This is a genomic window from Cognatiluteimonas weifangensis, assembly GCF_003416885.1.
GTDB classification, from domain to species: domain Bacteria; phylum Pseudomonadota; class Gammaproteobacteria; order Xanthomonadales; family Xanthomonadaceae; genus Cognatiluteimonas; species Cognatiluteimonas weifangensis.
Window position 1 is genome coordinate 1 of record NZ_QVPD01000002.1, and the last position, 24751, is coordinate 24751.

General features: G+C 73.0%; 24 protein-coding genes. 11 read left to right on the plus strand and 13 right to left on the minus strand.

Features of this window, described 5'->3' with window-relative positions:
* Positions 1-507: 507 nt before the first annotated feature.
* Positions 508-1386, minus strand: a complete 879-nt coding sequence (locus tag D0Y53_RS01690; RefSeq protein ID WP_117201406.1) for a pteridine reductase — start codon at positions 1384-1386, stop codon at positions 508-510.
* A 25-nt stretch (positions 1387-1411) separates the two neighbouring features.
* Here D0Y53_RS01690 and D0Y53_RS01695 point away from each other — a divergent pair, with 25 nt between their 5' ends.
* From D0Y53_RS01695 to D0Y53_RS01705, 3 genes are all read left to right on the plus strand, one after another.
* Positions 1412-2638 carry a class I SAM-dependent methyltransferase gene (locus D0Y53_RS01695; RefSeq protein ID WP_117201408.1) on the plus strand — a complete coding sequence of 409 codons (1227 nt, stop codon included), beginning with the start codon at positions 1412-1414 and terminating at the stop codon, positions 2636-2638.
* Complete coding sequence (locus D0Y53_RS01700; protein ID WP_386724799.1) at positions 2635-3036, plus strand: VanZ family protein; 402 nt, start codon at positions 2635-2637, stop codon at positions 3034-3036. Before D0Y53_RS01695 ends, D0Y53_RS01700 begins: the two co-directional genes overlap by 4 nt.
* An 87-nt stretch (positions 3037-3123) precedes the next feature.
* Positions 3124-3396: a DUF4242 domain-containing protein gene (locus D0Y53_RS01705; protein WP_117201410.1), complete on the plus strand. Its 273-nt coding sequence runs from the start codon at positions 3124-3126 to the stop codon at positions 3394-3396.
* 87 nt (positions 3397-3483) lie between these two features.
* On the opposite strand, the gene D0Y53_RS01710 is transcribed toward D0Y53_RS01705, so the two are convergent.
* The 6 genes from D0Y53_RS01710 to D0Y53_RS01735 form a co-directional block, all read right to left on the minus strand.
* Positions 3484-4704, minus strand: a complete 1221-nt coding sequence (locus tag D0Y53_RS01710; RefSeq protein WP_117201780.1) for a multifunctional CCA addition/repair protein — start codon at positions 4702-4704, stop codon at positions 3484-3486.
* 740 nt (positions 4705-5444) lie between these two features.
* The gene (locus tag D0Y53_RS01715) at positions 5445-7406 is read right to left on the minus strand and encodes a lytic transglycosylase domain-containing protein (protein ID WP_117201781.1); all 1962 of its coding nucleotides are present in this window, start codon (positions 7404-7406) and stop codon (positions 5445-5447) included.
* A gap of 69 nt (positions 7407-7475) precedes the next feature.
* Positions 7476-8240 (minus strand): endonuclease/exonuclease/phosphatase family protein, encoded by a 765-nt coding sequence (locus D0Y53_RS01720; RefSeq protein ID WP_117201412.1) that lies wholly within the window; start codon positions 8238-8240, stop codon positions 7476-7478.
* A 10-nt stretch (positions 8241-8250) separates the two neighbouring features.
* Positions 8251-9081 carry a thiol:disulfide interchange protein DsbA/DsbL gene (locus D0Y53_RS01725; RefSeq protein WP_117201414.1) on the minus strand — a complete coding sequence of 277 codons (831 nt, stop codon included), beginning with the start codon at positions 9079-9081 and terminating at the stop codon, positions 8251-8253.
* A gap of 34 nt (positions 9082-9115) precedes the next feature.
* The gene (locus D0Y53_RS01730) at positions 9116-9748 is read right to left on the minus strand and encodes a thiol:disulfide interchange protein DsbA/DsbL (protein ID WP_117201416.1); all 633 of its coding nucleotides are present in this window, start codon (positions 9746-9748) and stop codon (positions 9116-9118) included.
* 114 nt (positions 9749-9862) lie between these two features.
* Positions 9863-10747, minus strand: a complete 885-nt coding sequence (locus tag D0Y53_RS01735) for a c-type cytochrome (protein ID WP_117201418.1) — start codon at positions 10745-10747, stop codon at positions 9863-9865.
* A 150-nt stretch (positions 10748-10897) separates the two neighbouring features.
* Between D0Y53_RS01735 and yihA the strand changes: the two genes are divergently transcribed.
* A complete protein-coding gene (gene yihA, locus D0Y53_RS01740) occupies positions 10898-11536 on the plus strand; it encodes a ribosome biogenesis GTP-binding protein YihA/YsxC (protein ID WP_117201782.1) in 639 nt (212 codons plus the stop codon).
* A 94-nt stretch (positions 11537-11630) separates the two neighbouring features.
* Here yihA and D0Y53_RS01745 read toward each other — a convergent pair whose 3' ends face one another.
* A complete protein-coding gene (locus tag D0Y53_RS01745) occupies positions 11631-12326 on the minus strand; it encodes a VIT1/CCC1 transporter family protein (protein ID WP_117201420.1) in 696 nt (231 codons plus the stop codon).
* Positions 12327-12524: 198 nt separating this feature from the next.
* Here D0Y53_RS01745 and D0Y53_RS01750 point away from each other — a divergent pair, with 198 nt between their 5' ends.
* From D0Y53_RS01750 to D0Y53_RS01765, 4 genes are all read left to right on the plus strand, one after another.
* Positions 12525-13919, plus strand: a complete 1395-nt coding sequence (locus D0Y53_RS01750) for a glutamate--cysteine ligase (protein ID WP_117201422.1) — start codon at positions 12525-12527, stop codon at positions 13917-13919.
* 116 nt (positions 13920-14035) lie between these two features.
* A complete protein-coding gene (locus D0Y53_RS01755) occupies positions 14036-15145 on the plus strand; it encodes an S-(hydroxymethyl)glutathione dehydrogenase/class III alcohol dehydrogenase (protein WP_117201424.1) in 1110 nt (369 codons plus the stop codon).
* Positions 15146-15153: 8 nt separating this feature from the next.
* Positions 15154-15993, plus strand: coding sequence for an S-formylglutathione hydrolase (fghA, locus tag D0Y53_RS01760; protein WP_117201426.1), 840 nt, complete (start codon positions 15154-15156; stop codon positions 15991-15993).
* Positions 15994-16241: 248 nt separating this feature from the next.
* Positions 16242-16883: a response regulator transcription factor gene (locus D0Y53_RS01765; RefSeq protein ID WP_117201428.1), complete on the plus strand. Its 642-nt coding sequence runs from the start codon at positions 16242-16244 to the stop codon at positions 16881-16883.
* 92 nt (positions 16884-16975) lie between these two features.
* Here the strand turns inward: D0Y53_RS01765 and D0Y53_RS01770 are convergent, their stop codons facing one another.
* Positions 16976-17320 carry a hypothetical protein gene (locus D0Y53_RS01770; protein WP_117201429.1) on the minus strand — a complete coding sequence of 115 codons (345 nt, stop codon included), beginning with the start codon at positions 17318-17320 and terminating at the stop codon, positions 16976-16978.
* A 65-nt stretch (positions 17321-17385) separates the two neighbouring features.
* On the minus strand, positions 17386-18327 hold the full coding sequence (locus D0Y53_RS01775; RefSeq protein WP_117201432.1) for a DegV family protein: 942 nt from the start codon (positions 18325-18327) through the stop codon (positions 17386-17388).
* Between the two features lie 99 nt (positions 18328-18426).
* Here D0Y53_RS01775 and D0Y53_RS01780 point away from each other — a divergent pair, with 99 nt between their 5' ends.
* The gene (locus tag D0Y53_RS01780) at positions 18427-19203 is read left to right on the plus strand and encodes an AMP nucleosidase (RefSeq protein WP_117201433.1); all 777 of its coding nucleotides are present in this window, start codon (positions 18427-18429) and stop codon (positions 19201-19203) included.
* A 92-nt stretch (positions 19204-19295) separates the two neighbouring features.
* Here the strand turns inward: D0Y53_RS01780 and D0Y53_RS01785 are convergent, their stop codons facing one another.
* Positions 19296-20567 carry an amidohydrolase family protein gene (locus D0Y53_RS01785; RefSeq protein WP_117201435.1) on the minus strand — a complete coding sequence of 424 codons (1272 nt, stop codon included), beginning with the start codon at positions 20565-20567 and terminating at the stop codon, positions 19296-19298.
* The gene (locus D0Y53_RS01790; RefSeq protein ID WP_117201437.1) at positions 20564-21985 is read right to left on the minus strand and encodes an amidohydrolase; all 1422 of its coding nucleotides are present in this window, start codon (positions 21983-21985) and stop codon (positions 20564-20566) included. The genes D0Y53_RS01785 and D0Y53_RS01790 overlap by 4 nt, the downstream gene beginning before the upstream one ends.
* A 234-nt stretch (positions 21986-22219) precedes the next feature.
* On the opposite strand from D0Y53_RS01790, the gene D0Y53_RS01795 reads away from it, so the two are divergent.
* A complete protein-coding gene (locus D0Y53_RS01795) occupies positions 22220-22738 on the plus strand; it encodes a DUF924 family protein (protein WP_117201439.1) in 519 nt (172 codons plus the stop codon).
* Positions 22739-22766: 28 nt separating this feature from the next.
* On the opposite strand, the gene grxD is transcribed toward D0Y53_RS01795, so the two are convergent.
* A complete protein-coding gene (gene grxD / locus D0Y53_RS01800) occupies positions 22767-23693 on the minus strand; it encodes a Grx4 family monothiol glutaredoxin (RefSeq protein WP_117201441.1) in 927 nt (308 codons plus the stop codon).
* Positions 23694-23815: 122 nt separating this feature from the next.
* On the opposite strand from grxD, the gene D0Y53_RS01805 reads away from it, so the two are divergent.
* The gene (locus D0Y53_RS01805; RefSeq protein WP_117201783.1) at positions 23816-24646 is read left to right on the plus strand and encodes a polysaccharide deacetylase family protein; all 831 of its coding nucleotides are present in this window, start codon (positions 23816-23818) and stop codon (positions 24644-24646) included.
* Positions 24647-24751: the final 105 nt, after the last annotated feature.

Genomic DNA, 24751 nt, shown 5'->3' on the forward strand with positions numbered 1-24751 from the left:
CTGGGGGTGCGGAGAGTGGACCATGGATGGTCCACGACCCGACTTAAAGACAGGAGGTCGTCAGGAGGGCGCAGCACCCCCAGCCCGCCGGGCGGCGACCCCCCCCGAAGCCGATCTCACGAGACCAAGTTATGAATGGTTTGCGTCCCGTCCCGACTTAGAGACAGGAGGTCGTCAGGAGGGCGCAGCACCCCCAGCCCGCCGGTCGACGACTCCCTCCGAAGCCGCTCTCCCGCGTGCAGGGCAGAGATGGTCCGCGCTCCGACTTGAAAGACACGAGGTCGTCAGGAGAGTGCAGCACCCCCAGCCTGCCGGGCGGCGACTGCCTTCGGAGCCGCCTCATGCCGTGCGTTCGATGGGTCTCAAGACAGGAATCCACCGCTTTCGCGAGGATGACGACAAGCCGGCGTCTTCAACGGCTGGCTGTACCACGACAGCGAGTACCAGCCTCACGCCAGGCTGGTCTGCAAACCGCCGATCGCGTATCCCGCGAGGTGGATTGCATACCTAGGCGTCCAGCATGCGTCCGCCGTCGATCCGCAGCACCTGACCGGTGCTGTAGCTCGCCTCGCGCAACAGCCAGCGCACCGCCTCGGCGATTTCCTCGACCGTGCCGATCCGGCCCAACGGCGTGCGCGCCAGCAGCGCGGCCTGGGCGGCCGCACTCTTGTCGGCCGCGCCGGCATCCGCCTCGGGCCACAGGATCGCGCCGGGCGCGACCGCGTTGACCCGCACCCGCGGCGCCAGCTCCAGTGCCAGCGCCCGGGTCATGAAGATCAACGCCGCCTTGCCCATGCCGTAGGCGGCGTGGCCGCGCAGCGGGCGTTCGCCATGGATGTCGGCGAGGTTGACGATCGCCCCGTGCGCGGCGGCCAGGTGCGGCGCCGCCGCCTGCGCCAGGAAATACGGCGCGCGCGCATTGACTGCAAGCAGCGTCTCCCACTGCGGCGGCGTGGTCGCGCCGAACGGCGTGGGGAAGAACGCCGAGGCGTTGTTGACTAGCGCATCCAGGTGGCCGTAGCGGTCGAGCGTTGCCGCGACCAGCTCCGGCACGCGCGCGACCTCGGCCAGGTCCGCCTGCAGCGTCAGCACGCTGCCGGCGCGCGCGGCCTCCAGTTCCGCGGCCAGGGCACGCATGTCCGCGGCCGAGTCGCGGTAATGCAGGGCGAGGTCGTAGCCGTCGGCGTGCAGGCGGCGCGCGATCGCCGCGCCGATGCGGCGGGCGGCGCCGGTGACCAGGGCGACCGGGCGCGCAGGCGCGTCCGGCCCACGCCCGCGCGGCGGCTGCGGCTCCGGGCGCCCGGCCGGGGAGGGCCGGGCCGGGGGCTGCGGCGCCGGCGGGGCGCCAGCGAGGGCAGCGGTCGGAGGCGGGGGAAGATGCGCCATGGACGCATCTTCGCACGGGGACGGGATGGCGCCGCTCGGCGCCCGCGGGGCAGCCGTTTATGCTGTCGCCATGCAAACGCCGCCGCCCGACGCCGACGCCCTCGCCCACAGCGCGCATCTGCGCCGGATCATCCAGGAACAGATCATCGCCGCCGGTGGCGCGATCCCGTTCTCGCGTTTCATGGAACTGGCCCTGTACGCGCCGGGCCTGGGTTATTACAGCGCCGGCGCGGCCAAGTTCGGCGCCGAAGGCGACTTCGTCACCGCGCCGGAACTGGGGCCGCTGTTCGCCGCCTGCGTCGCCGACGCAATCGCGCCGGTGCTGCGACAACTGGGGCCGGACGCGACGTTCGTCGAACTGGGCGGCGGCAGCGGTGCCTTCGCCGAGGTCGTGCTGCAGCGCCTGCAGGCGCTGGACGCGCTGCCGGCGCGCTACGCGATCCTGGAGCCCAGCGCCGACCTGCGCCAGCGCCAGCAGCAGCGCCTGCGCGAACGCCTCGAGCCGCGGCTGGCCGCGTCGGTCGAATGGCTGGACACGCCGTTGCAGCAATCTTGGGACGGCGTGCTGTTCGCCAACGAGGTGATCGACGCGCTGCCGACGCCGCGTTTCAGCCTGCGCGCGGGCGCGGTGCTGGAGGAGCACGTCGCGCTCGACGGCGAGGGCAACTTCATCCGCAGCGACCGCCCGGCCGATGCCCTGCTGACCGCGGCGGTGCGGCACGTGGAGGCGCAGCTCGAGGCGCCGTTCGCCGAGGGGTACCGCTCCGAGCTGCTGCCGCAGCTGCCGTACTGGCTGCAGGCGGTGATCGGCGGGCTCGACCGCGGCGCGCTGCTGTTCGTCGATTACGGCTATCCGCGGCGCGAGTATTACCAGCCGCAGCGCAGCGAGGGCACCTTGCGCGCGTTCCGCCGGCACCGGGTCAGCGACGACGTGCACGCGTGGCCGGGGCTGCAGGATCTGACCGCGTCGGTGGATTTCACCGCGCTGGCCGAAGCCGGCCACGGCGCCGGTTTCGAGTTCGCCGGCTACTGCACCCAAGCCAGCTTCCTGATCGGCAACGGCCTGGCGCAGCGGCTGGCCGAAGCCGAAGCCGGGGCCCGCGACGAGGCCGCGCGCTACCGCCTGCGCCAAGAGGTCAAGCGCCTGACCCTGCCGCAGGAGATGGGCGAGCGTTTCCAGGCGATGGGTTTCCAGCGCGGGGTCGAGTTCGGCGCGGCGTTCCTCGCCGGCGACCTGAGCTGGCGGCTGTGAACCCGCCGCCGGCGCTCAAGCCGCTGCGGCGGCCCTGGTTGTGGCTGGGCCTGTGGGGCCTGGCGCTGGCCGCGGTGCTGGTGGGCTCGCTGCTGCCGGCGCCCGAGCTGCCGCAGCTGCCGCATGGCGCCGACAAGCTGGAGCATTTCGGCGGCTACGGCCTGCTGGCCGCGTTTGCGGTGCAACTGTTCGCGACCCGCGCCGCGCTGCTGCGCGCGGGGCTGGGTCTGGTCGCGCTCGGGATCGCGCTGGAATTCGCGCAGGGCTGGTGCACCAGCAGCCGGATGCCCGATGCCTGGGATGCGCTGGCCAACGCTGCCGGCGTCGCTGCCGGCCTGGCGACCGCGCTGACGCCGTGGCGCGACGCGCTGCTGCGGCTGCAGCGGCGCGGCGCCTGAACGCGCCTTTGCGGACCGGCTGGCCGCACTGGCGGAAGGCGCGCGTTGGTCCATGCGCGGAAATTCCTCCGTTTCCGGAGCAGCGTCATGCACAGATACATCATCGAGCGCGACATCCAGGGCGCCGGCGCGATGTCGCCGCAGGACCTGCGCGAGATCTCGCAGAAATCCTGCGACGTGCTGCGGCAGATGGGGCCGCAGGTGCAGTGGATCCAGAGCCGCGTCACCGCCGACAAGATCTACTGCGAATACCTCGCGCCGGACGCGGACAGCATCCGTGAACATGCGCGGCTGGGCGGCTTTCCGGCCAATGCGGTGAACCAGGTGGTCGCCACCATCGATCCGACCACGGCGGGTTGATCGCGCGGGACGCTTGCAGCGGTCGATCGCGCCAGTCGATCGGGCCGGACGCGCGCAGGCGCTGGCGGCGGTCGCGCTGCCGCCGGTTCAGGCGCGCGCGGCGCGGATCGCGGCGATCCGCGCGCGGCGCAGCGCCGCGCCCAGCGCCGGCCCCTGCAGCCCGGGCTCGGCGAGGTCAGCCGCGCGCACCGCGCGCGCCGCGGCCAGCAGGCGCAGCAGTGCCGGGCCCTGCGGATAGGCATCCTCGGCGTGTCCGGCGCGGCCGCGCAGGTCGGCCTCGCACACCAGCGCCAGGGCCGCGATCGCCTGCGGCTGGCGGAAACCGTCGCAGCGCAGCAGCAGGTCGTGCACGGTGTCGTCGCGCAACTCGGCCAGGCGATGCACGTTGAGGTGTTCGCGGCAGGCCATCTCGGCCAGGCGCCGGTGCGCGGCCGGCACCTTCAGCCGTGCGCACAGCGCGCGCAGCGGTACCAGGCCGGCGTGTTCGTGGCCGATGTGCCGGGGCAGCATGTCGGCCGGCGTCAGTGCCTTGCCGAGGTCGTGCGTCAGCGCGGCGAAACCGACCGCGGCATCGCCCGGCGCCAGGCGCGCGGCCATGTCGCAGACCAGCTCGACATGCACGCCGGTGTCGATCTCGGGGTGGAATTCCGCGCGCTGCGGCACGCCGTACAGCGCGTCGACTTCCGGCAGCACCGCGGCCAGCGCGCCGCAGGCGCGCAGGGTGCGCAGGAACGCCGAGGGCGTGGCGGAGGCCAGCGCGCGCACCAGCTCCTGCCAGACGCGCTCGGGCACCAGCGCGGCGAGTTCGCCGGAGGCCGCCATCGCGCGCATCAGCTGCAGCGTCTGCGGCGCGACGGCAAAGCCCAGCGCCGCGAAGCGCGCCATGAACCGCGCCGCGCGCAGCACCCGCAGCGGATCCTCGGCGAACGCCGGGCCGACGTGGCGCAGCACCCGCGCCTGCAGGTCGTCGACGCCGCCGAACGGGTCGACCAGGTTGCCGTCCGCGTCCTGCGCGATCGCGTTGATGGTGAAATCGCGACGGCCCAGGTCCTGCTCCAGCGTCACCGTCGGATCGGCGTCGACCACGAAGCCGCGATAGCCGCGCCCGGACTTGCGCTCGGTGCGCGCCAGCGCGTATTCCTCGTTCGTCCGCGGATGCAGGAACACCGGGAAATCGCGGCCCACGGCGCGGAAGCCGCGGGCCAGCATCGCTTCCGGGGTCTGCCCGACCACCACGAAATCGCGGTCGCCCGGCGGCAGCCCGAGCAGCCGGTCGCGCACCGCGCCGCCGACCAGGTAGACCTCCATCCCTTCCATGCGGCGATGATGCCATGCGCGGTTCGCGGGAACGCGGAGCGGAACGCCGGACCACACTGGCCCATCCGGCGTTCGCGACGGTCGATGGTTTTCCCGAGCGGTGTGTTGCCTGCGGCGAAGTTTCCCCATGAAGTCCGTCATATGAGGTCAACCCCGCGATTTGTTACGAAGGGACAGGGTCAGGCCGCCTTGTGTGGCGCTTGCGATGCCGACGCTTTTCTGAAATGGACGTGGCTGGCGCGAGGCCGCGGTCTCCCGGCCGGGGGACGCCGTGAATACGTCCATGTAGACTTTTCAGCGCCATCCATGGCGCTGAAACCCCCGGCCGGGAGACCGCGGCCTCGCTTCTGGCTTTGGCTGGGCTTTGGCAGGGCATTGGCTGAGCTTTGGCTCGCTTTTGCTCGTTGCCCAGCCACGCTTGCGATAGCCGCCCGCAACGTCACCGTGCTTTTTGCTCCCGAAGACCGGAACCACATATGCCTGGCGGCGGGCGTCGGGGTGCCCTGGCCCGAGCGGGCCAGGGATGGCCCGCGCCCGCGATTTGAGTCGTGGACGACTCGCATGAGCGGCGGACCAGGGCGCCCCGGCACGCGTCGCCCTGCACGAGGCCGCCCCGAGCGGCGTTCACAACGGGCAGAGATTTTCTCGAATGGATGGTCGGTGCGAGACCGCGCCCTTGCTCCTGTTTTCGCGCGTGGCCCCGCGCGAAGCCTGGCGCTGAACCGCCGCGATCAGGGCTGCGCGAGGGGGCAGTGGAAGGACTTGCGGGCAGCGCCGTGATCGCCGCGCATGCGCGCGCTGAGCGGTACCGCCTTGCCGTTCAGGCGCCAGTCGTAGAGGGTGCTGAAGGCGAGCACGCGGGCGACGTAGTCGCGGGTTTCCTTGTAGCTGATGGTCTCGATCCAGAAATCCGGATCCATGCCCGGACGCTGCGATTGCCAGCGCTGCAACGGGGTCGGCCCGGCGTTGTAGCCGGCGATGGCGAAGTACGGCTTGCCGCCGTACTTGTCCAGTACCTGCCGCAGGTAGGCGGTGCCGAGGACGATGTTGGTGTCCGGGTCGTACAGCGAGGGCGCGCCGGCCCATGGCAGGCCCAGCCGCTGCGCGACCTGCATGCCGGTGGCCGGCAAGACCTGCATCAGGCCGAGCGCGTTGGCACTGGAGCGAGCATTGGAATCGAACACGCTCTCGGCACGGATCTCGGCGGCGACCCAGGCCGGATCGAGGCCGTTCTTCGCGGCCTCGCGGCGGATCGTGGCGTCGTGGTGCAGCGGGAAGCGCAGTGCGTACAACCGGCGCTCGTCGGCCGTCTTGCCGAGCGCGAACACCGCGCGGTCGAACCAGCCGTGGTCCTGCGCCACTTCCACCGCCAGCCGGCGTTGGGTGGCGTCGAAGCGCGACAGCGCATCGTCCCACTCGCGTTGCGCCCAGCCGCGGCGGTCGAGCCGGTACAGGCCCATCGCGCGCACGATCGCCGGATCGCGCGCGACCGCAGCCCTGGCGGCGTCGCCGTCGTGCGGCAGCCACGGGCACAGGGTGTACGGCGCATCGATGCGGTCGGCGGCGAGGAAACCGTGGAATTCCGGCGCCTGCGCGGCGCGGCGGTAGGCGGCCTGGGCGCCAGCCCGGTCGCCGGTGAGCTCCAGCAAGCGCGCCTGGAAATAGGTCCAGCGCGAATCGCTGCGCTGCTGCGCGCCCATCGCGTCGATCGCCGCCAGCGCAGCCGGCCAGTCCGAGCGCGCCAGCGCCTCGCGCACCCGCCATTCGTGCAGGCGCGCGTCATAGGCCGCGGCCGGCACCGCCGCGAGCCGACGCGCGGATTCGGGTTCGTACGAGGCCACCGTCCACAGCGCGATCTGATACAGCACGCGGCCGCGGTCGGCTTCGCTGAAGCCCAGCGCATGCGCGTACTTGGGCAACTGCGTCTCCGCCGCCGTCGGCGTCGCCTTGCCCAGCCGCGCCAGACCCTGCGAGGCGACCCAGCGGCTGCGTTCGGTCTTCGGCCAGGCCAGCGCACGGTCGTGGACCGCCTCCATGAAGGCGGCGTAGTCGTCGGCCAGCGCCAGCTGCTCGGCCGGCAGGCCGCGCGTGGCCTCGCGCATGACCGCGGCATTCCAGTCGCCGGCGGCCTGGTCGAAGCGCGCCCAGCGCAGTGCCGGCGGCAACCCGCCGCGGGCGGCGAGCGCCGCGAACGGCGCCTCGCATTCGGTCGGTGCCGGCTTGCCGCCGAGTGCGCGCCACAGCGCCTGCGCGTCGGCCGTCCATTGCGCGTCGGCGGCGCCGGTGGCCAGGCGCGCGCGCAATTCGGCGCAGCGCAACGCCTTGCTGTCGACCGTGGAGGCCCATGCGGCGCGGAACGCCGGCCAGTCCTCGCGCCGCGCCAACGCCGCCAGCCACGCCTCGCGGAACGCCGCGGCCACGGCCTGGCCCCGGTAACGCGCGAGGAACGCCTGTCCCTGCGCCGCCGGCAAGGTGTCGAGGGTGCGTGCGAGCGCGGCGTACCGGATCCAGCCGTACAGCGGATGGTCGGCCAGGGCGCCGGGCTGCGCGGCGTCGGACTGCCCGCGTTCGGCGGCCTCCAGCGCGGCCCGGACCTGCGGCAATTGCGGGTCGGCGGCGGATGCGACGGCGGCGCCGGACACCAGCACCAACGCGCCGGCGAGCACGCTTCGCAGCGTGATGTCGTAAAGCATGCGCGGCAACATGCGTCGGACTATAGCCGAGCGAAAGTGAACGCGATCGCGCGCGGCCTCCGGCGCGCTTCAGGCCTGGCGCAGCGCCTGCTCCGGCACGTCGAGCTGGATCGACAGCGCCAGATGATCCGACAAGGCCGCCGGCAGCGCCTGCATGCCGTCCTGGGCGAGCGCGCCGGTGACCAAGATGTGGTCGATCGCCTTCTGCGGCCGCCAGCTGGGGAAAGTGGGCACCCGGCACGTCGGCGGCTGCAGCTGCGTGCGCCGGTACAGCAGTTCCATCTCCGGGCGGTCGGGCAGGCAGTTGAAGTCGCCCATCAGCACCGCATGCCGCTGCCCGTGCAGCAGCTCGGCGATGAAGGCGATCTGCGCGCGGCGCGACGTCGCGCCCAGCGACAGGTGCGCGATGGCGATGACCAGGCCGGCGTCGCCGCTGCCGAAACGCGCCAGCAGCACGCCGCGGCCGGCGATGCGGCCCGGCAGCGGATGGTCGTCGACCGCGATCGGCTCCAGCTTGCTCAGCAGCGCGTTGGCGCTGGAGGCGACGCCGCCGACGCTGCGGTTGGGCTGGTGGCTCCAGTAGTCGAAGCCGCCGCGCTGGGCGAGGTAGTGGGTCTGGTTGGTGAAGCCCGAGCGCAGGCTGCCCGGATCGCTTTCCTGCAGCCCGACGATGTCGTAGCTGCCGGCCAGGCGCGCGATCGTGTCCAGCGCGCCGCGTTTGTTGCCTGCCGGCAGCACGTGCGACCAGCTGCGCGCGACGTAGTCGTGGTAGCCGCGCGTGCTGGAGCCGGCCTGGATGTTGGCGCTGAGCAGCTTGAGCCGGCGGGTCGCCATCGCGGTCCGGTTACGGCGTCGCGCCGGGGCGCGCCGCGCGCTCCTGCGCGATCAGCTGGTTGGTGATCCGCAGCATGTCCTCGTAGCTCTTGCCGAGCACGCGGTACTTGCCGTTGACGACCACCGTCGGCGTGCCGGCGACGCCGCTGCGCTGCATGAACTGCTGCCCGCGCTTGATCTTGGCGGCGGTGGCGAAGCTGTGCATGGCGGCGAGGAACTGCTTGGGGTCGGCGCCGTAGTTGCCGTAGAACGCGGCGACCGCGGCCTCGTCCGGGGTCTTGCCTTCGCCCGGCAGGGTCTGGGCGAGGTGGATCGCGTGGAACACGGCGTCGTGGGTGCGGCCCACCAGGCCCATCGACTCGGCGACGTAGTACGCCTGGGCGTAGGGGATCCACTGCGGACCGAACGGCGCCGGCACGTAGCTGAAGCGCACGTCCGCCGGCAGCTTGCGTTCCCACGCGCTGACCAGCGGCTGGAAGCGGGCGCAGGCCGGGCACACGTAGCCGAACACCTCGACCACCTCGATCTTGCCGTTCAGCGGCTGGTACGGCTGGCCGCCCGGGATGACCTCGTAGTCGCTGCCGGCGACCAGTGCCGGGCCGTTGGCGGCGGCCTGGGCGATGCTGTCGACGGCGGCGCTGGCGGCCGGATCGGCGGCGGGCGCGGCGTCGCCGGTGGCCTCTGCGGCGGCCGGCGCGGCGGTATCGGCCGGGGCGCTGGCGGCCGGGGCAGCCTCGGTGGCGGCCGTCGCCGCCGGGCCGGCGTCGGCGGGAACCGGCGCGTTCTGGTTGCATGCCGCCAGCAACAGCAGCGGCAGCAGCAGGAGGGCGATTCGCTTCATCGGTCTGGACTCCATCGGCAGAGGATGTGGGGACTCAGCGCGCGCGGCGCAAGCGCGCGATCAGCTGCTCGGCGATGCGCAGGGCATCGGCGTGGGTGCGCGGGGTGATCCGGTAGCGGCCGTCGACGATCAGGGTCGGGGTGCCGGTGACGCCGCTGCGCAGCGCGAACTCGCGCGCCGCCTGCATCCGCGCCTGGACCTCGGGCCCGACCATGTCGGCCTTGAGCTGCGCCGCATTCAACCCTTGCTGGCCGTAGTACCAGGCCAGTTCGTCGATGGTGGCGTTGCGCGCCAGCAGGCCGTCGATGTGGACCGCGCGGTACAGGCCCGCGTGGGTGCGGGCCACGGCGCCGGCGCGCTCGGCGGCGAAGAAGCCGCGGGCGAAGGCGTCGCTGTCGTCGAACACCGCCGGCACGTAGCTGAACCGCACGTCGGTCGGCAGCCGGCGCACCCAGGCCGCCAGTTGCGGCTGGAACTCGGCGCAATGCGGGCACCAGTAGCCGAACACCTCGACCACCTCGATCTTGCCGTCCAGCGGCCGGTACGGTCGGCCGTCGTCGATCAGCACGTAATCCTCGCCTTCCACCGGCGCCGGCGCGGCGGTGCCGGCCACGGCGGCCAGCGGCAGCAGCAGGAACAGCAGGGCGAGGAGCAGGGGCGTCTTCATCGTGGCGTGTTCGGGATCAGGACCGGGGGGCGGATAAAACGACGCCGGCGCAGGGAGTCTGGCCGGCGGCGATTCAAGTGTGGTGAAGCTGGAACCGCGCTGCGCGGCTGGCGTTCACGATTGCGCAGGCGCGGGCGCCGGTGGCGGCGCAGCGGGTTCCGGGGCGGGTGCGGGTGCGGGCTCGGCCGCGGGCGCCGGCGCGGTGACCGGCGTGGTGGCCGCGGCGGTCGCTTCCTCGTCGCTGCGCGGGTGCAGGCCCTGCACGTAGCTGGCCAGCGACCGGATCTCCTCGTCGGTCAGCGACTTGGCGACGGCCGCCATCGTCTGGAACAGGCGCGGATCGCTCTCGCTGCTGGTGCCGGTGCGGTATTCCTCCAGCCGCCGCGTGGTGTAGGCCGTGTACTGGCCGCCGATGTGCGGATAGGCCGGACCCGGATTGCCGGCGCCGGTGGGGCCGTGGCAGGCCATGCACGCCGGGATGCCGCGGGCCGGGTCGCCGCCGAGGAACAGCTGCTGCCCGACCGCGTAGAACTTCATGCCCTTGTTGGGGCCCTCGGCGATCACGGTGTCGTCGGCGATGCCGGCGCCGGCCTTCTGCTGCGCGAAGTAGGCACCGATGTCGCGCATGTCCTGCGCCGACAGCGGCGTCGCCATCGGCACCATCACCGCGGCCATGCCGCCGGTGCGCTCGCCGCCCTTGAACAGCGCCAGCTGGCGCGCGGTGTAGCGCTCGGGCATGCCGGCCAGGCGCGGGTACTGCGGGTCGGTCGGGTTGCCGTCCAGGCCGTGGCAGGCGGCGCAGGCGCCGGCCTTGGTGGCCCCGGCCTTGGCGTCGCCCCAGTGGGTCTTGGCCAGATCGGCGACGGCGGCGGCGTCCAGCGGCGTGGCCTGCACCGGCGCGGCCTCCGGCAGCGGGGTGACGGTGGTCTGGGCGAAGGCGGCCGCGGCCAGCGCCAGGGTGGCGAGGGCAGCGATACCGTAGGCGCGGGCGTGGCGCATGCAAGGCTCCGGAACACGATGGACGGCGCGCCGAGCGGCGACCGCAGAGACCCGGAATTATCGTCCCGGTGCCGGAACCGGTCAAACCGCGCGCATTGCCGCCGCGGCCCGCGCCGGCGGGCGCCGCGCCGGGCATGCGAAGCTATGCCGATGGCCGCCCCCAACCCGCTCGCGCGCGCGCGCTACCTGCTCGCCGCGCACACCTTCCGCCAGTTGCCGTCCGACGGCGGTTTCGAGGTCGCCTTTGCCGGCCGCTCCAATGCCGGCAAGTCGAGCGCGCTCAATGCGCTGTGCCAGCAGAATGCGCTGGCGCGGGTGTCCAAGACCCCGGGCCGCACCCAGCAGCTGGTGTTCTTCGATGTCACCCCGCCGGGGATCGACCCGGCCGCCGCCCCGGCACAGGCGCGCTACCTGGTGGACCTGCCCGGCTACGGCTACGCCAAGGTGCCGCAGGATCTGCAGGCGCACTGGCAGCAGTTCATCGACGGCTACTTCGGCAGCCGCCAGGCGCTGCGCGGGCTGGTGGTGGTGATGGACATCCGCCACCCGCTGAAGGACTACGACCGGCAGATGCTCGGCTACGCCGTGCGCCGCGGCCTGCCGGCGCACGCGCTGCTGACCAAGGCCGACAAGCTCGGCCGCGGCGCGCAGGGCAACGCGCTGCTGGCGGTGCGCAAGGAACTGTCGTCGGCGTTCGGCGACACCGTCAGCGTGCAGACGTTCTCGGGCGAATCCAGACTGGGCGTGGAGCAGGCGCGCACGGTGGTCGCCGGCTGGCTGCAGCTGTAGCGTCGCGCCTGCCCGGCCCACGCCGCGGCGAGCCGGCGGCAGCGAGCAGGAAAATGCCGCGCAGGCCGGTCGACGGCGGAAGGCGGCCGCGCGCTCAGGCGGCCACGTCGAACAGCCGCCCGACCAGCGCCGCCGCGGCCATCGCCAGCGCGCCCCAGAACACCACCCGTACCGCGCCGCGCGCCGGCGGGGCGCCGCCGGTCCACGCCGCCAGCGCGCCCGACAGCGCCAGCGCCAGCAGCGTGGTGACCATCGTCACCGCTTCGATCCGCCCGACCGGAGCCAGCAGCACCGCCGCGACCGGCAGCAGCGCGCCGGCGATGAAGGCCGCGGCCGAAGCCAGCGCCGCCTGCAGCGGCCGCGCCCGCAGCGTCTCGGTGATGCCCAGCTCGTCGCGCGCATGCGCGCCGAGCGCGTCGTGCGCGGTCAGCTGTTCGGCGACCTGGTGCGCCAGCTCCGGGGCCAGGCCGCGCCGGGTGTAGATGCGGGTCAGCTCGGCCAGTTCGCTGCCCGGGTCCTCGGCCAGCTCGCGCGTCTCCTTGGCGAGGTCGGCGCGTTCGGTGTCGGCCTGCGACTGCACCGAGACGTATTCGCCGGCGGCCATCGAGAACGCGCCGGCGACCACCCCGGCGATGCCGCTGGCCAGCACCACGGCGTGGCCGGCGCCGCTGGCAGCGACGCCCACCACCAGGCCGGCGATCGAGACGATGCCGTCGTTGGCGCCGAGCACGGCCGCGCGCAGCCAGCCGGCGCGATCGGAGCGGTGGTCCTCGGCGTGCCAGCGGCGCATGGCGGTCCCTCGTCCCGGGCTGCACGCATCATCGCCGAAACCGCACCGCCATGGCAGCGTGCCGCACAAGCGTGCCGCATGGGCGACACAGCGTCCGCCCTACGGCGTCGGTGCGCCCGCAGGCCGGGGCTATAGTGGATGCCTTGCGAAGCCGGGCGGTCGCCCCCACCTCGCACACCCCTGCTGCGAGCGGTCCCGATGTCGAGCCCGAGCCATGTCGCCGAATCCCCGCTCACCGATCGCCGCGAACTGGTCGAATACATGGCCCGGGGCGCGCGTCCGCGCGAGGCCTGGCGCATCGGCACCGAGCACGAGAAGTTCGGCTTCCGCCTCGACGACCTGCGGCCGCCGACGTTCGACGGCGAGCGCGGGATCGAGGCGCTGCTGCAGGGCCTGACCCGGTTCGGCTGGACCCCGGTGCACGAACGCATCGGGCAGGGCCCCGCGCGCGTGGTCGCGCTGACCCGCGGCGACGCTTCGGTGACGCTGGAGCCGGCCGGGCAACTGGAACTGTCGGGCGCGCAGCTGGAAACCATCCACCAGACCTGCTGCGAGGTCGACAGCCACCTGGTGGAGGTGAAGTCGGTCGCCGACACCCTCGGCCTGGGCTTCCTGGGCATGGGCTTCCAGCCCAAATGGCGGCGGCAGGACATGCCGTGGATGCCCAAGGGCCGCTACGCGATCATGCGCGAGTACATGCCCAAGCGCGGCAACCTCGGCCTGGACATGATGACCCGCACCTGCACGGTGCAGGTCAACCTCGACGTCGACAGCGAGGCCGACATGGTGAAGAAGTTCCGCGTGTCGCTGGCGCTGCAGCCCGTCGCCACCGCGCTGTTCGCCGACTCGCCGTTCACCGAAGGCCGGCCCAACGGCTACCTCAGCTACCGCTCGCACATCTGGACCGACACCGATCCCGACCGCACCGGCATGCTCGACTTCGTGTTCGAAGACGGCTTCGGCTACGAACGCTACGTCGACTACCTGCTCGATGTGCCGATGTATTTCTCCTACCGCAACGACGCCGACGGCAACAAGCGCTACATCGACCTGGCCGGCTGCTCGTTCCGCGACTTCATGGCCGGCAAGCTCGCCGCCCTGCCCGGCGCGCACCCGACCCTGCGCGACTGGTCCGACCACATGACCACCGCCTTCCCCGAGGTGCGGCTGAAGCAGTATCTGGAAATGCGCGGCGCCGACGGCGGCCCCTGGAACCGGCTGTGCGCGCTGCCGGCGTTCTGGGTCGGGCTGCTGTACGACGACGCGGCGCTGGATGCGGCCTGGGACCTGGTCCGCGACTTCAGCATGGAAGAGCGCCACGCGCTGCGCGACGGCGTGCCGCGGCACGCGCTCAAGCTCGCCTTCCGCGGCGGCAGCGTGCGCGACCTGGCGCGCGAGGCGCTGAAGATCTCCGCGCACGGCCTGCGGCGGCGCGCCCGCCGCAACCACCACGGTGCCGACGAAAGCGTCTTCCTGGTGCCGTTGATCGAGTCGGTCGAGGCCGGGCAGACGCCCGCCGAGCGCAAGCTGGCGCTGTTCCATGGCGCCTGGAACGGCAGCGTCGACCCGGTGTTCCGCGAGTTCGCCTACTGACCGCGGCGCGGGTTCTCCCCGGGAGCGGCGCGAACCGCGCGGCATCGCGCTGCTTTCACGCGACGCACCACGCCCCGGCAACAGGCTACAGTCGCCTTTTGACCCGAGGAACCGCCATGAAGTCCCGTGCCGCCGTCGCCTTCGCCCCCGGACAGCCGCTGCAGCTGGTCGAGATCGACGTCGCCCCGCCGCGCGCGGGCGAGGTGCTGGTGAAGATCAGCCATACCGGCGTCTGCCACACCGACGCGTTCACCCTGTCCGGCGACGATCCCGAGGGCGTGTTTCCCGCGGTGCTCGGCCACGAAGGCGCGGGCGTGGTGGTGGAGGTGGGCGAGGGCGTGACCAGCGTCAAGCCGGGCGACCACGTGATCCCGCTGTACACCGCCGAGTGCGGGCAGTGCCTGTTCTGCAAGTCCGGCAAGACCAACCTGTGCGTGGCGGTGCGCGCCACCCAGGGCAAGGGCCTGATGCCCGACGGCAGCACCCGTTTTTCCTACGACGGGCAGCCGGTCTATCACTACATGGGCTGCTCCACCTTCAGCGAGTACACCGTGGTCGCCGAGGTCTCGCTGGCGAAGATCAACCCGGCCGCCAACCACGAGCAGGTGTGCCTGCTGGGCTGCGGCGTCACCACCGGCATCGGCGCCGTGCACAACACCGCCAAGGTGCAGGCAGGCGACAGCGTGGCCGTGTTCGGCCTCGGCGCGCTGGGGCTGGCGGTGATCCAGGGCGCAGTGCAGGCCGGGGCCGGACGCATCATCGCCATCGACACCAACCCGGCCAAGTTCGCGCTGGCGCGTTCGATGGGCGCCACCGAATGCATCAATCCGCAGGACTTCGAGCAGCCGATCCAGCAGGTGATCGTGGAGATGACCGGCTGGGGCGTGGATCATTCGTTCGAATGCATCGGCAACGTCCAGGTGATGCGCGCCGCGCTCGAATGCGCGCATCGCGGCTGGGGCCAGAGCGTGATCATCGGCGTCGCCGGCGCCGGCCAGGAGATCAGCACGCGGCCGTTCCAGCTGGTCACCGGCCGCAAGTGGATGGGCACGGCGTTCGGCGGCGTCAAGGGCCGCAGCCAGCTGCCGGGGATGGTGGAGCAGGCGATGGCCGGAGAGATCGCGCTGGCGCCGTTCGTGACCCACACGATGCCGCTGGAGCGCATCAACGACGCCTTCGCGCTGCTGCACGCGGGCAAGTCGATCCGCAGCGTCATCCACTACTGAGCGCGGCGATGACCACCGAGCGCCTGGAACACCGCGCCTGCTTCGGCGGCTGGCAGGACGTCTACCGCCACCGCTCCGAGGTCCTGGGCTGCGACATGAGCGTCGGCGTGTACTACCCGCCGCAGGCCGCCGACGGCCCCTGCCCGGTGCTGTACTGGCTCTCGGGCCTGACCTGCAGCGAGCAGAACTTCATCACCAAGGCCGGCGCGCAGCGCTACGCCGCGCAGCACGGGATCATCCTGGTGGCGCCCGACACCAGCCCGCGCGGCGCCGACGTCGCCGACGCGCAGCGCTACGACCTCGGCCAGGGCGCCGGCTTCTACCTCGACGCCACGCAGCCGCCGTGGGCGGCGCACTACCGGATGCACGAGTACATCGCGCAGGAGTTGCCGGCGTGGGTCGAGGCGGACCCGGCGGCCAGCGACGTGCGCGCGATCGCCGGCCACTCGATGGGCGGCCACGGCGCGCTGGTGCTCGCGCTGCGCAATCCCGGGCGCTACCGCAGCGTGTCGGCGTTCGCGCCGATCGTGGCGCCGTCGCAGGTGCCCTGGGGCGAGCAGGCGTTTGCCGCCTACCTGGGCGAGGACCGCGCGGCGTGGCGGCGATGGGACGCCTGCGCCCTGATTGCCGACGCCCGCGAGCGCCTGCCGCTGCTGGTCGACCAGGGCGAGGCCGACGAATTCCTGGCGACGCAGCTGCGTCCGGAACTGCTGCGCGCCGCCTGCGCCGCCGCCGGCCATCCGCTGACCCTGCATCTGCGGCCCGGCTACGACCACAGCTACTACTTCATCGCCAGCTTCATCGGCGAACACCTGGCCTGGCACGCCGCCGCCCTGCGCGGGGGTTGAGCCCCCTCCGCGTTGCCGGCCCGCGAACCGCGCGGTGGCCCGCACCGCCTCCGCGCCAGCGACAACAGCCGGGGCGCGGACGGCGACCGCGAGCGCCCGGCTGCCGGCGGCGACGCGCCACCGACCGCGGACGCCGGCCCGGGACGAGCGCGCGGGCGCGGCGCCGGCGGCTGTCCGCCCGCGCGGCATGAGCGCGTTGGCTTGCGTTACCGGTGGCGGGGGCACCGGGATCCAGCAAGGAGCCAGCCATGTCCGCGCTGCCACTACTGGTGATCGGCCCCGATCCGGCCTGGCGCTCGCGCATGCAGGGCCTGCTGGCCGCGCGCGGCGAGTTCGAGTGGCTCGGCGCCTACGCTCCCGCGCAACCGCGTCCGGACCATGCCGGCCTGCCGGCGTTGCTGCTGCTCGACGGCGACGACCGCAGCAGCGACCGCCGCCCGCGACGGCCGTGGCTGCCGGCGCCGCGGCGGCTGTATTTCTACCGGCGGCCGGATGCGGCCGCGCTGCTGCGCTGCATCGCCGCCCGCGCCAGCGCCTGCCTCGGCAAGGCGGCGTCGCCAGAGTTGACCCTGCGGGCGATCCGCGCCGCCGGTGCGGACCTGTTCGTGACCATGCCGGGACTGCTGCAGGACGTGCGTGGCGCCGATGCGCCGGCGCCGCCTGCCGTCGCGGCCGCGCCGTCGCCGCTGACCGGGCGCCAGCGCGAGATCGTGCGCTGGGCGGTGCGCGGCCTGAGCAACAAGCAGATCGCGCGCCAGCTCGGAATCAGTCCGGAGACGGTGAAAACCCACCTGCACCACGTGTTCGAGCGCCGCGGCGTGCACAACCGCGTGGCGCTGCTGGGTTTGCCCGAGGAGTCGGCGGCGGCCGACGCGGCCCGCGGCAGCTGAGGCACTGCCGACGCGACGGTGCCCCGCGTCCCCGCCTTTGCGGGCATGACGACGGCCGCTGCCGGCTGTTCCCGCACGTGCTGCGGCTCAGCTCAGACCGCGACCACGTCGGTGAGGGTCCAGCGGCTGCCGGCCAGCAGCCGCAGCCGCTGCTTGAGCACGCGTCCGGGAATCGTGGTGGTGGCGATCAGGTCGATGTGCAGGTCGTGCTGCTGGCCCTGCACGCTGGCGGCCGGATCGGTGGCGCCGAGCGCGGGGTCGACCGCGTCCGGGTCCTCCTGCGCCGCGCGCCAGCGCTGGAACAGGGCGTCGCTGCGCAGCGCCTGCTGCAGCTCCTGCGCGAGCCCCTCGGCGCCGCGGGCGCGGAAGGCGAATGCCGGGTCGCTGCCGCGCGCGGCATCCGGGTCGGGCAGGCTGAGGTAGTAGCGGATCGGCATGGCGCGCGCGGAAGCGGGCGGGGCAGCCTAGCGCACCCGCGTCGACGCGGCGTCGAGGCCGCGGCTCATTCGAACACGTGCGGCTCGGCGGCGAAGCCGACCACCAGCGCGCCCTTGCCGACGTTGACCATGCCGGTCAGGCCCATCACCGTCTCGAACATCTCGATGTTGTAGCCGGTGCAGAGCGTGCGCAGATCCTCGTAGCCGGGCAGGGCGCGCATCTCGGCCAGGTCGCCGCCGTAGCTCAGGCACAGCGTCGGCGTCATCAGGCCGCGGCGCACGCGCTCGCCGGCGAACGCGAACAGACGCTGGGCCGCGGCTTCCAGCCCCTTGATCTTGGCGACCGCGCCGGTCTCGCCGCGGTTGCAGTGCAGGATCGGCTTGATGTCCAGCGCGCTGCCCAGGGCGGCGCTGAACAGGCTCACGCTGCGGTCGCCGCGCTTGCGGGTGCGCGCGCGCAGGTAGTGCAGGTCGGGCGCGATCATGTAGGCGTGGGTGTGCAGCGCCAGGTTCTCCAGCCGCGCGCGGATCTTGGGCGCGCCTTCGCCGCCCTCGATCAGGCGCACTGCCTCCACCGCGGTGACGCCCTGGCCGGCGAACACGTTCTGCGAATCCACCACCCGCAGCGCGAACGGGGTGTCGTGGCCGGCGGCGGCGCGGATCGGCCGGTACTCGTTGAGGATCGCGAAACTCGCCTGGGTCGCGTTCTCGAAGATCGCGCTGCGGCTGCGGGCCGTGGTCAGGCAGAACACGTAGTCGTAGTCGATCACCAGCTTGCTCAGGAACAGCTCCTGGATCTGCTGCACGGTGAACGGCGAGGTTTCGGCGTCGGCGCCGCGCTCGGCGATGTGGGAGCGGAGGAACCGCAGCGTTTCCTGCTCGTCGCGCAGGTCGGTGAGGGAGTCCTCGCCGATGTGCACGGTCACCGGCAGCAGGGTGATGTGATGTTGCCCGAAGTACTCGCCCGGCAGGTCGCAAGCCGAGTCGACGACAAGTCCGATGCGCATGAAGGCTTCCCCCTGGTGGCCCGGGGCAAAGCTACCCCAAACGCCGGCGTGCTGCACCCGGGCTTGCGGCCGGCCGTGCCGCGGCCCGACACTGGCGCCATGAAGGACAAGGAACAGATCGTCGACAACTGGCTGCCGCGCTATACCGGGGTGCCGCTGGACGGCTTCGGCGAGCACATCCTGCTGACCAACTTCGGCGGCTACCTGGGGCATTTCGCGCGCCTGACCGGGGCGAGCATCGTCGGCGCCGACCGGGCGATGCCCAGCGCCAGCGCCGACGGCATCACCATGATCAATTTCGGCATGGGCAGCCCCAATGCCGCGACCATGATGGACCTGCTGTCGGCGATCGCGCCCAAGGCGGTGCTGTTCCTGGGCAAGTGCGGCGGGCTCAAGCGCAAGAACCAGCTCGGCGACCTGATCCTGCCGATCGCCGCGATCCGCGGCGAGGGCACCAGCGACGACTACCTGCCGCCGCAGGTGCCGGCGCTGCCGGCGTTCGCGCTGCAGCGCGCGGTCTCGACCATGATCCGCGACCTCGGCCACGACTACTGGACCGGCACCGTCTACACCACCAACCGCCGCGTCTGGGAGCACGACGAGGCGTTCAAGGAACGCCTGCGGGTGATGCGCTGCATGGCGGTGGACATGGAGACCGCGACCATCTTCGCCGCCGGTTTCGCCAACCGCATCCCCTGCGGCGCGCTGCTGCTGGTCAGCGACCAGCCGATGGTGCCCGAAGGGGTCAAGACCGAAGCCAGCGACGCCACCGTCAGCGCCCGCTTCGTCGAGTCGCACATCCAGATCGGGATCGAGGCGTTGCGCCTGATCCGCCGCAACGGCAAGTCGGTACGGCACCTGCGCTTCAACGAGTAGCGGCCGGCGGGGCGGAGCTCGTCAAGTCGCGGGGACTGCCGCCGGGTCTCCGGGAGCAATGCGCGCCCTGACGACCGCCGCCCCCTTTTCCCTCAGCGGGAGGCGCCTGGCAAATAGCGGTCGCGCAGCTCGGTCTGGCGCGAGCGCATCGGCTGCGTGCGGCCGTCCAGCCACACCTGCTCGGCGACGCTGCTGACCTCCAGCGGGTCGCCGCTCCACAGCACCAGGTCGGCGCGTCGGCCGACGGCGATGCCGCCGAGCTGGTCGGCGACGCCGAGGATCTGCGCCGGCACCCGGGTCAGGCCGGCGAGGCCGGCGTCCCACGGCAGCCCGTTGGCGACCGCGTTGCCGGCCAGCTGGCGCAGCTTGCGCGCGTTGTGCGAGGCGTCGCCCGACTGGCTGAAGCCGACCGCCACGCCCGCCGCGTGCAGCCGCGCGGCGTTTTCCAGGGTCGCGCCGATGCGATCGAAATCCGCCGGCAGGTTGGCCAGCGGGTCGACGAACACCGGCACCCGCGCCGCGGCCAGCGCCGGCGCCACCTGCCAGGCCTCGGCGCCGCCGGCGATCGCCACGCGCACGTGCCGGCGCGCGCTCCAGCGCAGCAGCTGCACGATGTCGGCGGCGCGCTCGACTTCCACCATCACCAGGCCCTTGCGGTCGAGGAACTGCGCCAGCGCGGCGCGCCCGGCCGGGGTCAGCAGCGAGTGCCGCGAGTCCGGCGCGATGCGGCCGCGGGCCTCGTCGATCAGCTGGTCCAGCAGCATCCACTGCGCCGCGCGCGAATCGCCGGTGAGGCCGGCGGCGCCGGCGCCCAGCGCCACGAACAGCACCTTCGGCCCGAGCGGATCGAGGCTGCCGTCCAGGCGCATGGTGCCGCCCTGGCCGCCGACGATCGAACCGCCGCGGGCGCTGCCGGCGTGCAGCAGGGTGAAGCCGATGCCTTCGATGCGCGCCACCGGAATCAGCGAGGACGCCGGGTTGTAGGCGAGGGTGACGTCGAACTCCGGCCGCACCGTCATCACCGGCTGCGCGCCGGCACCGAGGGTGAGGGTCGCGTCGACCGTGGGCGATTCGCCCGAGACTTCCTCGATGCCGATCGCGGTGATGCCGCCGAACAGCGCCGGCGTCAGCGGCCGGCCGGCGGCTTCGACCACCGCCACGCCCGGCGCGGACAGCCCGCTGCCCACCGCGGCGATGCGGCCGCTGCGCACCAGCACATCGGCATTGCGCAAGCTGCCGGCAGCCGTGGCGGTATGCACGACCGCGTTGCGGATCAGCAGGTCCTGCGCCGTCGCGTTGCCGGCGGCCGCCGACAGGGCGGTGGCCAGCAGGCCGGCGGCGAGGCTCGCAAACAGGGGCTTCATCGCGCACCCCCCGCGGCCGACTGCCCGAGCAGGAAATCGGAGACGTGCCGGTGCGCCGGGTCGTGGCGGTCGTACACCCGCGCGCCGTCGACATACACCTGCTCGGCCTGCGCGTAGACGCTGAAGGGATTGCCGTTCCACAGCACCACGTCGGCCATCTTGCCCGCCTCCAGGGTGCCGGTGCGCTCGAGGATGCCCAGCGCCCTGGCCGGGTTGCGCGTCAGCCACAGGATCGCGCGTTCCGGCGCGATCTCGATCCCGGCCCGGTGCGCGTGCGCCATCACCTTGGCCGCCTCCTGATTGAGGCGCTGGATGCCTTCCTCCGAATCCGAATGCACGATCGCGCAGCCGCCCGCGGGGCGGTCGACCAGCGCAATGTTCTCCTGGATGCCGTCGAAGGCTTCCATCTTGAAGCCCCACCAGTCGGCCCACAGCGCGCCGCACACGCCCTCGGCGGCGAGCCGGTCGGCGATCTTGTAGGCCTCCACGCCGTGGTGGAAGGCGGCGATGCGGAAGCCGAACTCTTTCGCCAGGTCCAGCATCGTGGCCATCTCGTCGGCGCGATAGCAGTGGATGTGGACCAGGATGTCGCCGTCGAGCGCGGCGGCGAGGGTGTCGAGCTTGAGGTCGCGCTTGCCGCCGCTGGCCTGGTCGGAATCGGGCTTGGCGCGCGCCTGGTTGCGCTTGTCGCGGTATTCGGCGGCATCGATGAAGGCGGCGCGGTAGCCGGCGACGTTGCCCATGCGCGTGGACGGGCCGCCCTTGCTGCCGTAGACGCGCTTGGGGTTTTCGCCGCAGGCCATCTTCAGGCCCCACGGCGCGCCCGGGAACTTCATCGCTTGGTAGCTGGTGGCGGGCACGTTCTTCAGGGTCACGCCGCGGCCGCCGACCAGGTTGGCCGAGCCGGGCAGGATCTGCAGCGCGGTGACGCCTCCGGCGCGGGCGGTGTCGAAGCCCGGGTCCTGCGGCCACACCGAATGCTCGGCCCAGACGTTGGCGGTCACCGGCGCGGTCGCCTCGTTGCCGTCGGCGTGCGCGCGTGCGCCGGGGCTGGGATACACGCCCAGGTGCGAGTGCACGTCGATCAGGCCCGGGGTCACCCACTTGCCGGCGCCGTCCACGCGCAGCGCGTCGGCGGGCGCCGCCAGTCCGCTGCCGACCGCGGCGATGCGGCCCTCGCGCAGCAGCACGTCGGCGTGCTCCAGGCGCGCGCCGGTGCCGGTGAGCACGGTGGCGCCCGTGATCAGCACCGGCGCCGACGGCGCGGCCTGGTAGCGGCTCGGATAGGGGTCGTCGATGAAGCTCGCGCGGCGGAGGTCGGCGCGATCGCCGGCGTCCGCCGGCGTGTCGCGTTCGGGCGCGCTGGCGCAGCCGGCGAGCAGGACCGCCGCGAGCGCGGCGACGAGTGGCTTGGACATGGCGTCTCCCCGTGAAGCCCCCAACCTAGCCCGGCTGCCGCACGCTGCCAACCCTGCCCTTGGTCATGTCCCGATGACCCGGCGAGCGGGCAGGGCACGGGAGCCCGTGCCCCGTTTTTTCGGCATCTTCGCTGCGGGCAATCGCGGGGAACAGGTACGCTGACCCAGCCCTTGCGTGGGAGGAATGCCGTGACCGATATCGTTTCGCCTGCTCCTGCGCTCACCGCCGCGCAGATGGTGACGTTCTGGCGCGAGGCTGGGCCGGGGCAATGGTTCCGTGGCGACGCCGCGTTCGATGCAGCGTGCCGTGCGCACTGCGGTACGGCGCACCTGGCGGCGGCGCGGCGCGAGCTCGACCACTGGCTGGAGACCGCCGACGGCGCGCTGGGCCTGGTGCTGCTGCTGGACCAGATCCCGCGCAACATCTTCCGCGGCAACGCGCATGCCTACGCCACCGATCCGCTGGCGCGGCATTTCGCCGCGCGGGCGCTCGCGGCCGGCCACGACCGCGCCTGCGCGCCGGCGCTGCGGCTGTTCTTCTACCTGCCGTTCGAGCATTCCGAGGACGCCGCCGACCAGCAGCGCGCGGTGGCCTTGATCGCGGCGCTGGGCGACGCCGAGTACCTCGCCTACGCGCAGGCGCACCACGACACGATCGCGCGCTTCGGCCGCTTCCCGCACCGCAACGCCGCGCTGGGGCGCACCAGCACGCCGGAGGAACAGGCCTACCTGGATACCGGGGGCGGCTTCTGAAGCGCGCGACCGCCGGCGCGGGTGGCGGCTAGTACTTGCCGATCGCCGGGTCGGCGTCGGCCCAGGCGTCGATGCCGCCGGTGACGTTGTAGACCTCGCGGAAACCGAGCTGGCGGAAATGCTCGGCGGCCTGCGCGCTGCGCGCGCCGGTATGGCACAGGAACGCCAGCGGCGTGTCCTTGGGCAGCGCTTCGAGCGCCGCGCTGCCGCCGTCGAGCGTGGCGAAGGCGGCCTTGACCTGGGCGAGGGCGCGCTCGTCCGGCGGCCGCACGTCGACCAGGGTGAGGGCGCCGGCGGCGAGCTTGCCGGCCGCTTCCATCGGCGACAGCGCGCGCACCTTGGGCGGCGCGTTCGGATTGTCGATCACCAGGCCGCGGCCGCGCTCGTCGTCGACCCAGTCGATCGACAGGCCGTCGGCGCGGCGCGCCGAGGCGAGGTCGAACTGGGCGCGGATGCCCTCGACCTCGACCGCGATCGCCGCGGCATCCACCGGCGCCAGCTGCAGCTGCGCGTTGAACTTGGGATCGACCGCGATCTTCAGCGCGTAGCCTTCGCCGGCGTCGGCCAGCGCCTGGCGCAGCATCGTCACCGCGTCCGGGGCGATCCGGATCGCCGGCGGGGTGCGGTCCGGCGGCGGCAGCCCGAGCGCTGCGTGCAGCTCGCCGGAGTTGGCCATCTGCTCGAGGATGTCGCTGCCGCCGACCAGCTCGCCGCCGATGTACAGCTGCGGGATCGTCGGCCACTCGCTGTATTGCTTGATGCCTTCGCGCATTTCCGGGTCCGACAGCACGTCGACGTGGGCGTAGTCCTGGATCCCGGTCGCGGCCAGCGCCGCCACCGCCTTGGCCGAAAAGCCACACTGTGGCGCCTGCGGCTCGCCCTTCATGAACAGCACCACGGGATGGGCGGCGAGCAGGGCATCGATGCGGGCGCGCAGGGCAGGGTCGAGCGACATGACGGCGATCCGGAGCGGGGGCGAGGCGCGCATTCTACGCCGCGCGCGCGGTGGGCCCGGACGCCGGCGCGGGTCCGCCGCGGCCGCTGGCGGGCGCCGGCGCAGCGCGGCATGATCCGGGCATGAGCGCCGCCCCGCTGCATCGTCCGCCGCGCCATCCGCACGCATGGGGGTGGGCGCTGGCGGGCAGCCAGGCGCTGGTCGCCCTGGCCTGGTGGCGCTGGGGCTGGCATGTCGGCCTGCCGCTGCTGCTGGCCTCGCACCTGGTGTTCCTGTGGGGCGTGCTGTGGCCGCGCTCGCGGCTGTACGGCCCGGCGCTGGCGCGGCTGCCCACGCGCGAGCCGCTGGTCTGGCTGACCATCGACGACGGCCCCTCGGCCGACACCGCCGCGATCCTCGACCTGCTCGATGCGCACCGCGCGCGGGCGACGTTCTTCGTGGTCGGTGAACGCGCTGCCGCGCGACCGGAGGCGCTGCGCGAGATCCTGCGGCGCGGACACACGCTGGGCAACCACAGCGCCACCCATCCCTCGGCCTGGTTCTGGGCGCTGGGGCCGCGGCGGATGGCGGCCGAAATCGCGCGCACGCAGGCGATCGTGCGCGAACTGACCGGGGTCGCCCCGCGCTGGTTCCGCGCCGTGGTCGGGATGGCCAATCCGTTCGTGTCGGCGCCGCTGCGGCGGTGGCGGCTGGCGCGGGTGGCCTGGAGCGCGCGCGGGTTCGATGCGGTGGTGGCCGATCCGCAGGCGGTGGTCGCGCGGATCGAACGCGCGCTGGCGCCGGGGGCGATCGTGCTGCTGCACGAAGGCGCCGCGCACGGCCGCAACGTCGAAGCGATCGCGCTTCTGCTGCCGCGGCTGCACGCGCGGGGCTACCGCTGCGTGTTGCCGGAACTGCTGGAACCCGACGCCGACGCTTGCCCTGCCGCGGAGCCGTCGCAGGCACCGTCGTAGGCGCGGCGTCGGCCGCGGTGGCACCCGGAAGCAGGCGACGCCGCGGCAGGCCAGCCGGCGGCGCCGTGCGCTCGACGCATCGGGTCCTGGCGCGGGGCCGATCCG

Coding starts and splice junctions, on each gene's coding strand:
- D0Y53_RS01690 (WP_117201406.1), bottom strand. CDS start 1,386: ATGGCGCATCTTCCCCCGCCTCCGACCGCTGCCCTCGCTGGCGCCCCG.
- D0Y53_RS01695 (WP_117201408.1), top strand. CDS start 1,412: ATGGCGCCGCTCGGCGCCCGCGGGGCAGCCGTTTATGCTGTCGCCATG.
- D0Y53_RS01705 (WP_117201410.1), top strand. CDS start 3,124: ATGCACAGATACATCATCGAGCGCGACATCCAGGGCGCCGGCGCGATG.
- D0Y53_RS01710 (WP_117201780.1), bottom strand. CDS start 4,704: ATGGAGGTCTACCTGGTCGGCGGCGCGGTGCGCGACCGGCTGCTCGGG.
- D0Y53_RS01715 (WP_117201781.1), bottom strand. CDS start 7,406: ATGCTTTACGACATCACGCTGCGAAGCGTGCTCGCCGGCGCGTTGGTG.
- D0Y53_RS01720 (WP_117201412.1), bottom strand. CDS start 8,240: ATGGCGACCCGCCGGCTCAAGCTGCTCAGCGCCAACATCCAGGCCGGC.
- D0Y53_RS01725 (WP_117201414.1), bottom strand. CDS start 9,081: ATGAAGCGAATCGCCCTCCTGCTGCTGCCGCTGCTGTTGCTGGCGGCA.
- D0Y53_RS01730 (WP_117201416.1), bottom strand. CDS start 9,748: ATGAAGACGCCCCTGCTCCTCGCCCTGCTGTTCCTGCTGCTGCCGCTG.
- D0Y53_RS01735 (WP_117201418.1), bottom strand. CDS start 10,747: ATGCGCCACGCCCGCGCCTACGGTATCGCTGCCCTCGCCACCCTGGCG.
- yihA (WP_117201782.1), top strand. CDS start 10,898: ATGGCCGCCCCCAACCCGCTCGCGCGCGCGCGCTACCTGCTCGCCGCG.
- D0Y53_RS01745 (WP_117201420.1), bottom strand. CDS start 12,326: ATGCGCCGCTGGCACGCCGAGGACCACCGCTCCGATCGCGCCGGCTGG.
- D0Y53_RS01750 (WP_117201422.1), top strand. CDS start 12,525: ATGTCGAGCCCGAGCCATGTCGCCGAATCCCCGCTCACCGATCGCCGC.
- D0Y53_RS01755 (WP_117201424.1), top strand. CDS start 14,036: ATGAAGTCCCGTGCCGCCGTCGCCTTCGCCCCCGGACAGCCGCTGCAG.
- fghA (WP_117201426.1), top strand. CDS start 15,154: ATGACCACCGAGCGCCTGGAACACCGCGCCTGCTTCGGCGGCTGGCAG.
- D0Y53_RS01765 (WP_117201428.1), top strand. CDS start 16,242: ATGTCCGCGCTGCCACTACTGGTGATCGGCCCCGATCCGGCCTGGCGC.
- D0Y53_RS01770 (WP_117201429.1), bottom strand. CDS start 17,320: ATGCCGATCCGCTACTACCTCAGCCTGCCCGACCCGGATGCCGCGCGC.
- D0Y53_RS01775 (WP_117201432.1), bottom strand. CDS start 18,327: ATGCGCATCGGACTTGTCGTCGACTCGGCTTGCGACCTGCCGGGCGAG.
- D0Y53_RS01780 (WP_117201433.1), top strand. CDS start 18,427: ATGAAGGACAAGGAACAGATCGTCGACAACTGGCTGCCGCGCTATACC.
- D0Y53_RS01785 (WP_117201435.1), bottom strand. CDS start 20,567: ATGAAGCCCCTGTTTGCGAGCCTCGCCGCCGGCCTGCTGGCCACCGCC.
- D0Y53_RS01790 (WP_117201437.1), bottom strand. CDS start 21,985: ATGTCCAAGCCACTCGTCGCCGCGCTCGCGGCGGTCCTGCTCGCCGGC.
- D0Y53_RS01795 (WP_117201439.1), top strand. CDS start 22,220: ATGGTGACGTTCTGGCGCGAGGCTGGGCCGGGGCAATGGTTCCGTGGC.
- grxD (WP_117201441.1), bottom strand. CDS start 23,693: ATGTCGCTCGACCCTGCCCTGCGCGCCCGCATCGATGCCCTGCTCGCC.
- D0Y53_RS01805 (WP_117201783.1), top strand. CDS start 23,816: ATGAGCGCCGCCCCGCTGCATCGTCCGCCGCGCCATCCGCACGCATGG.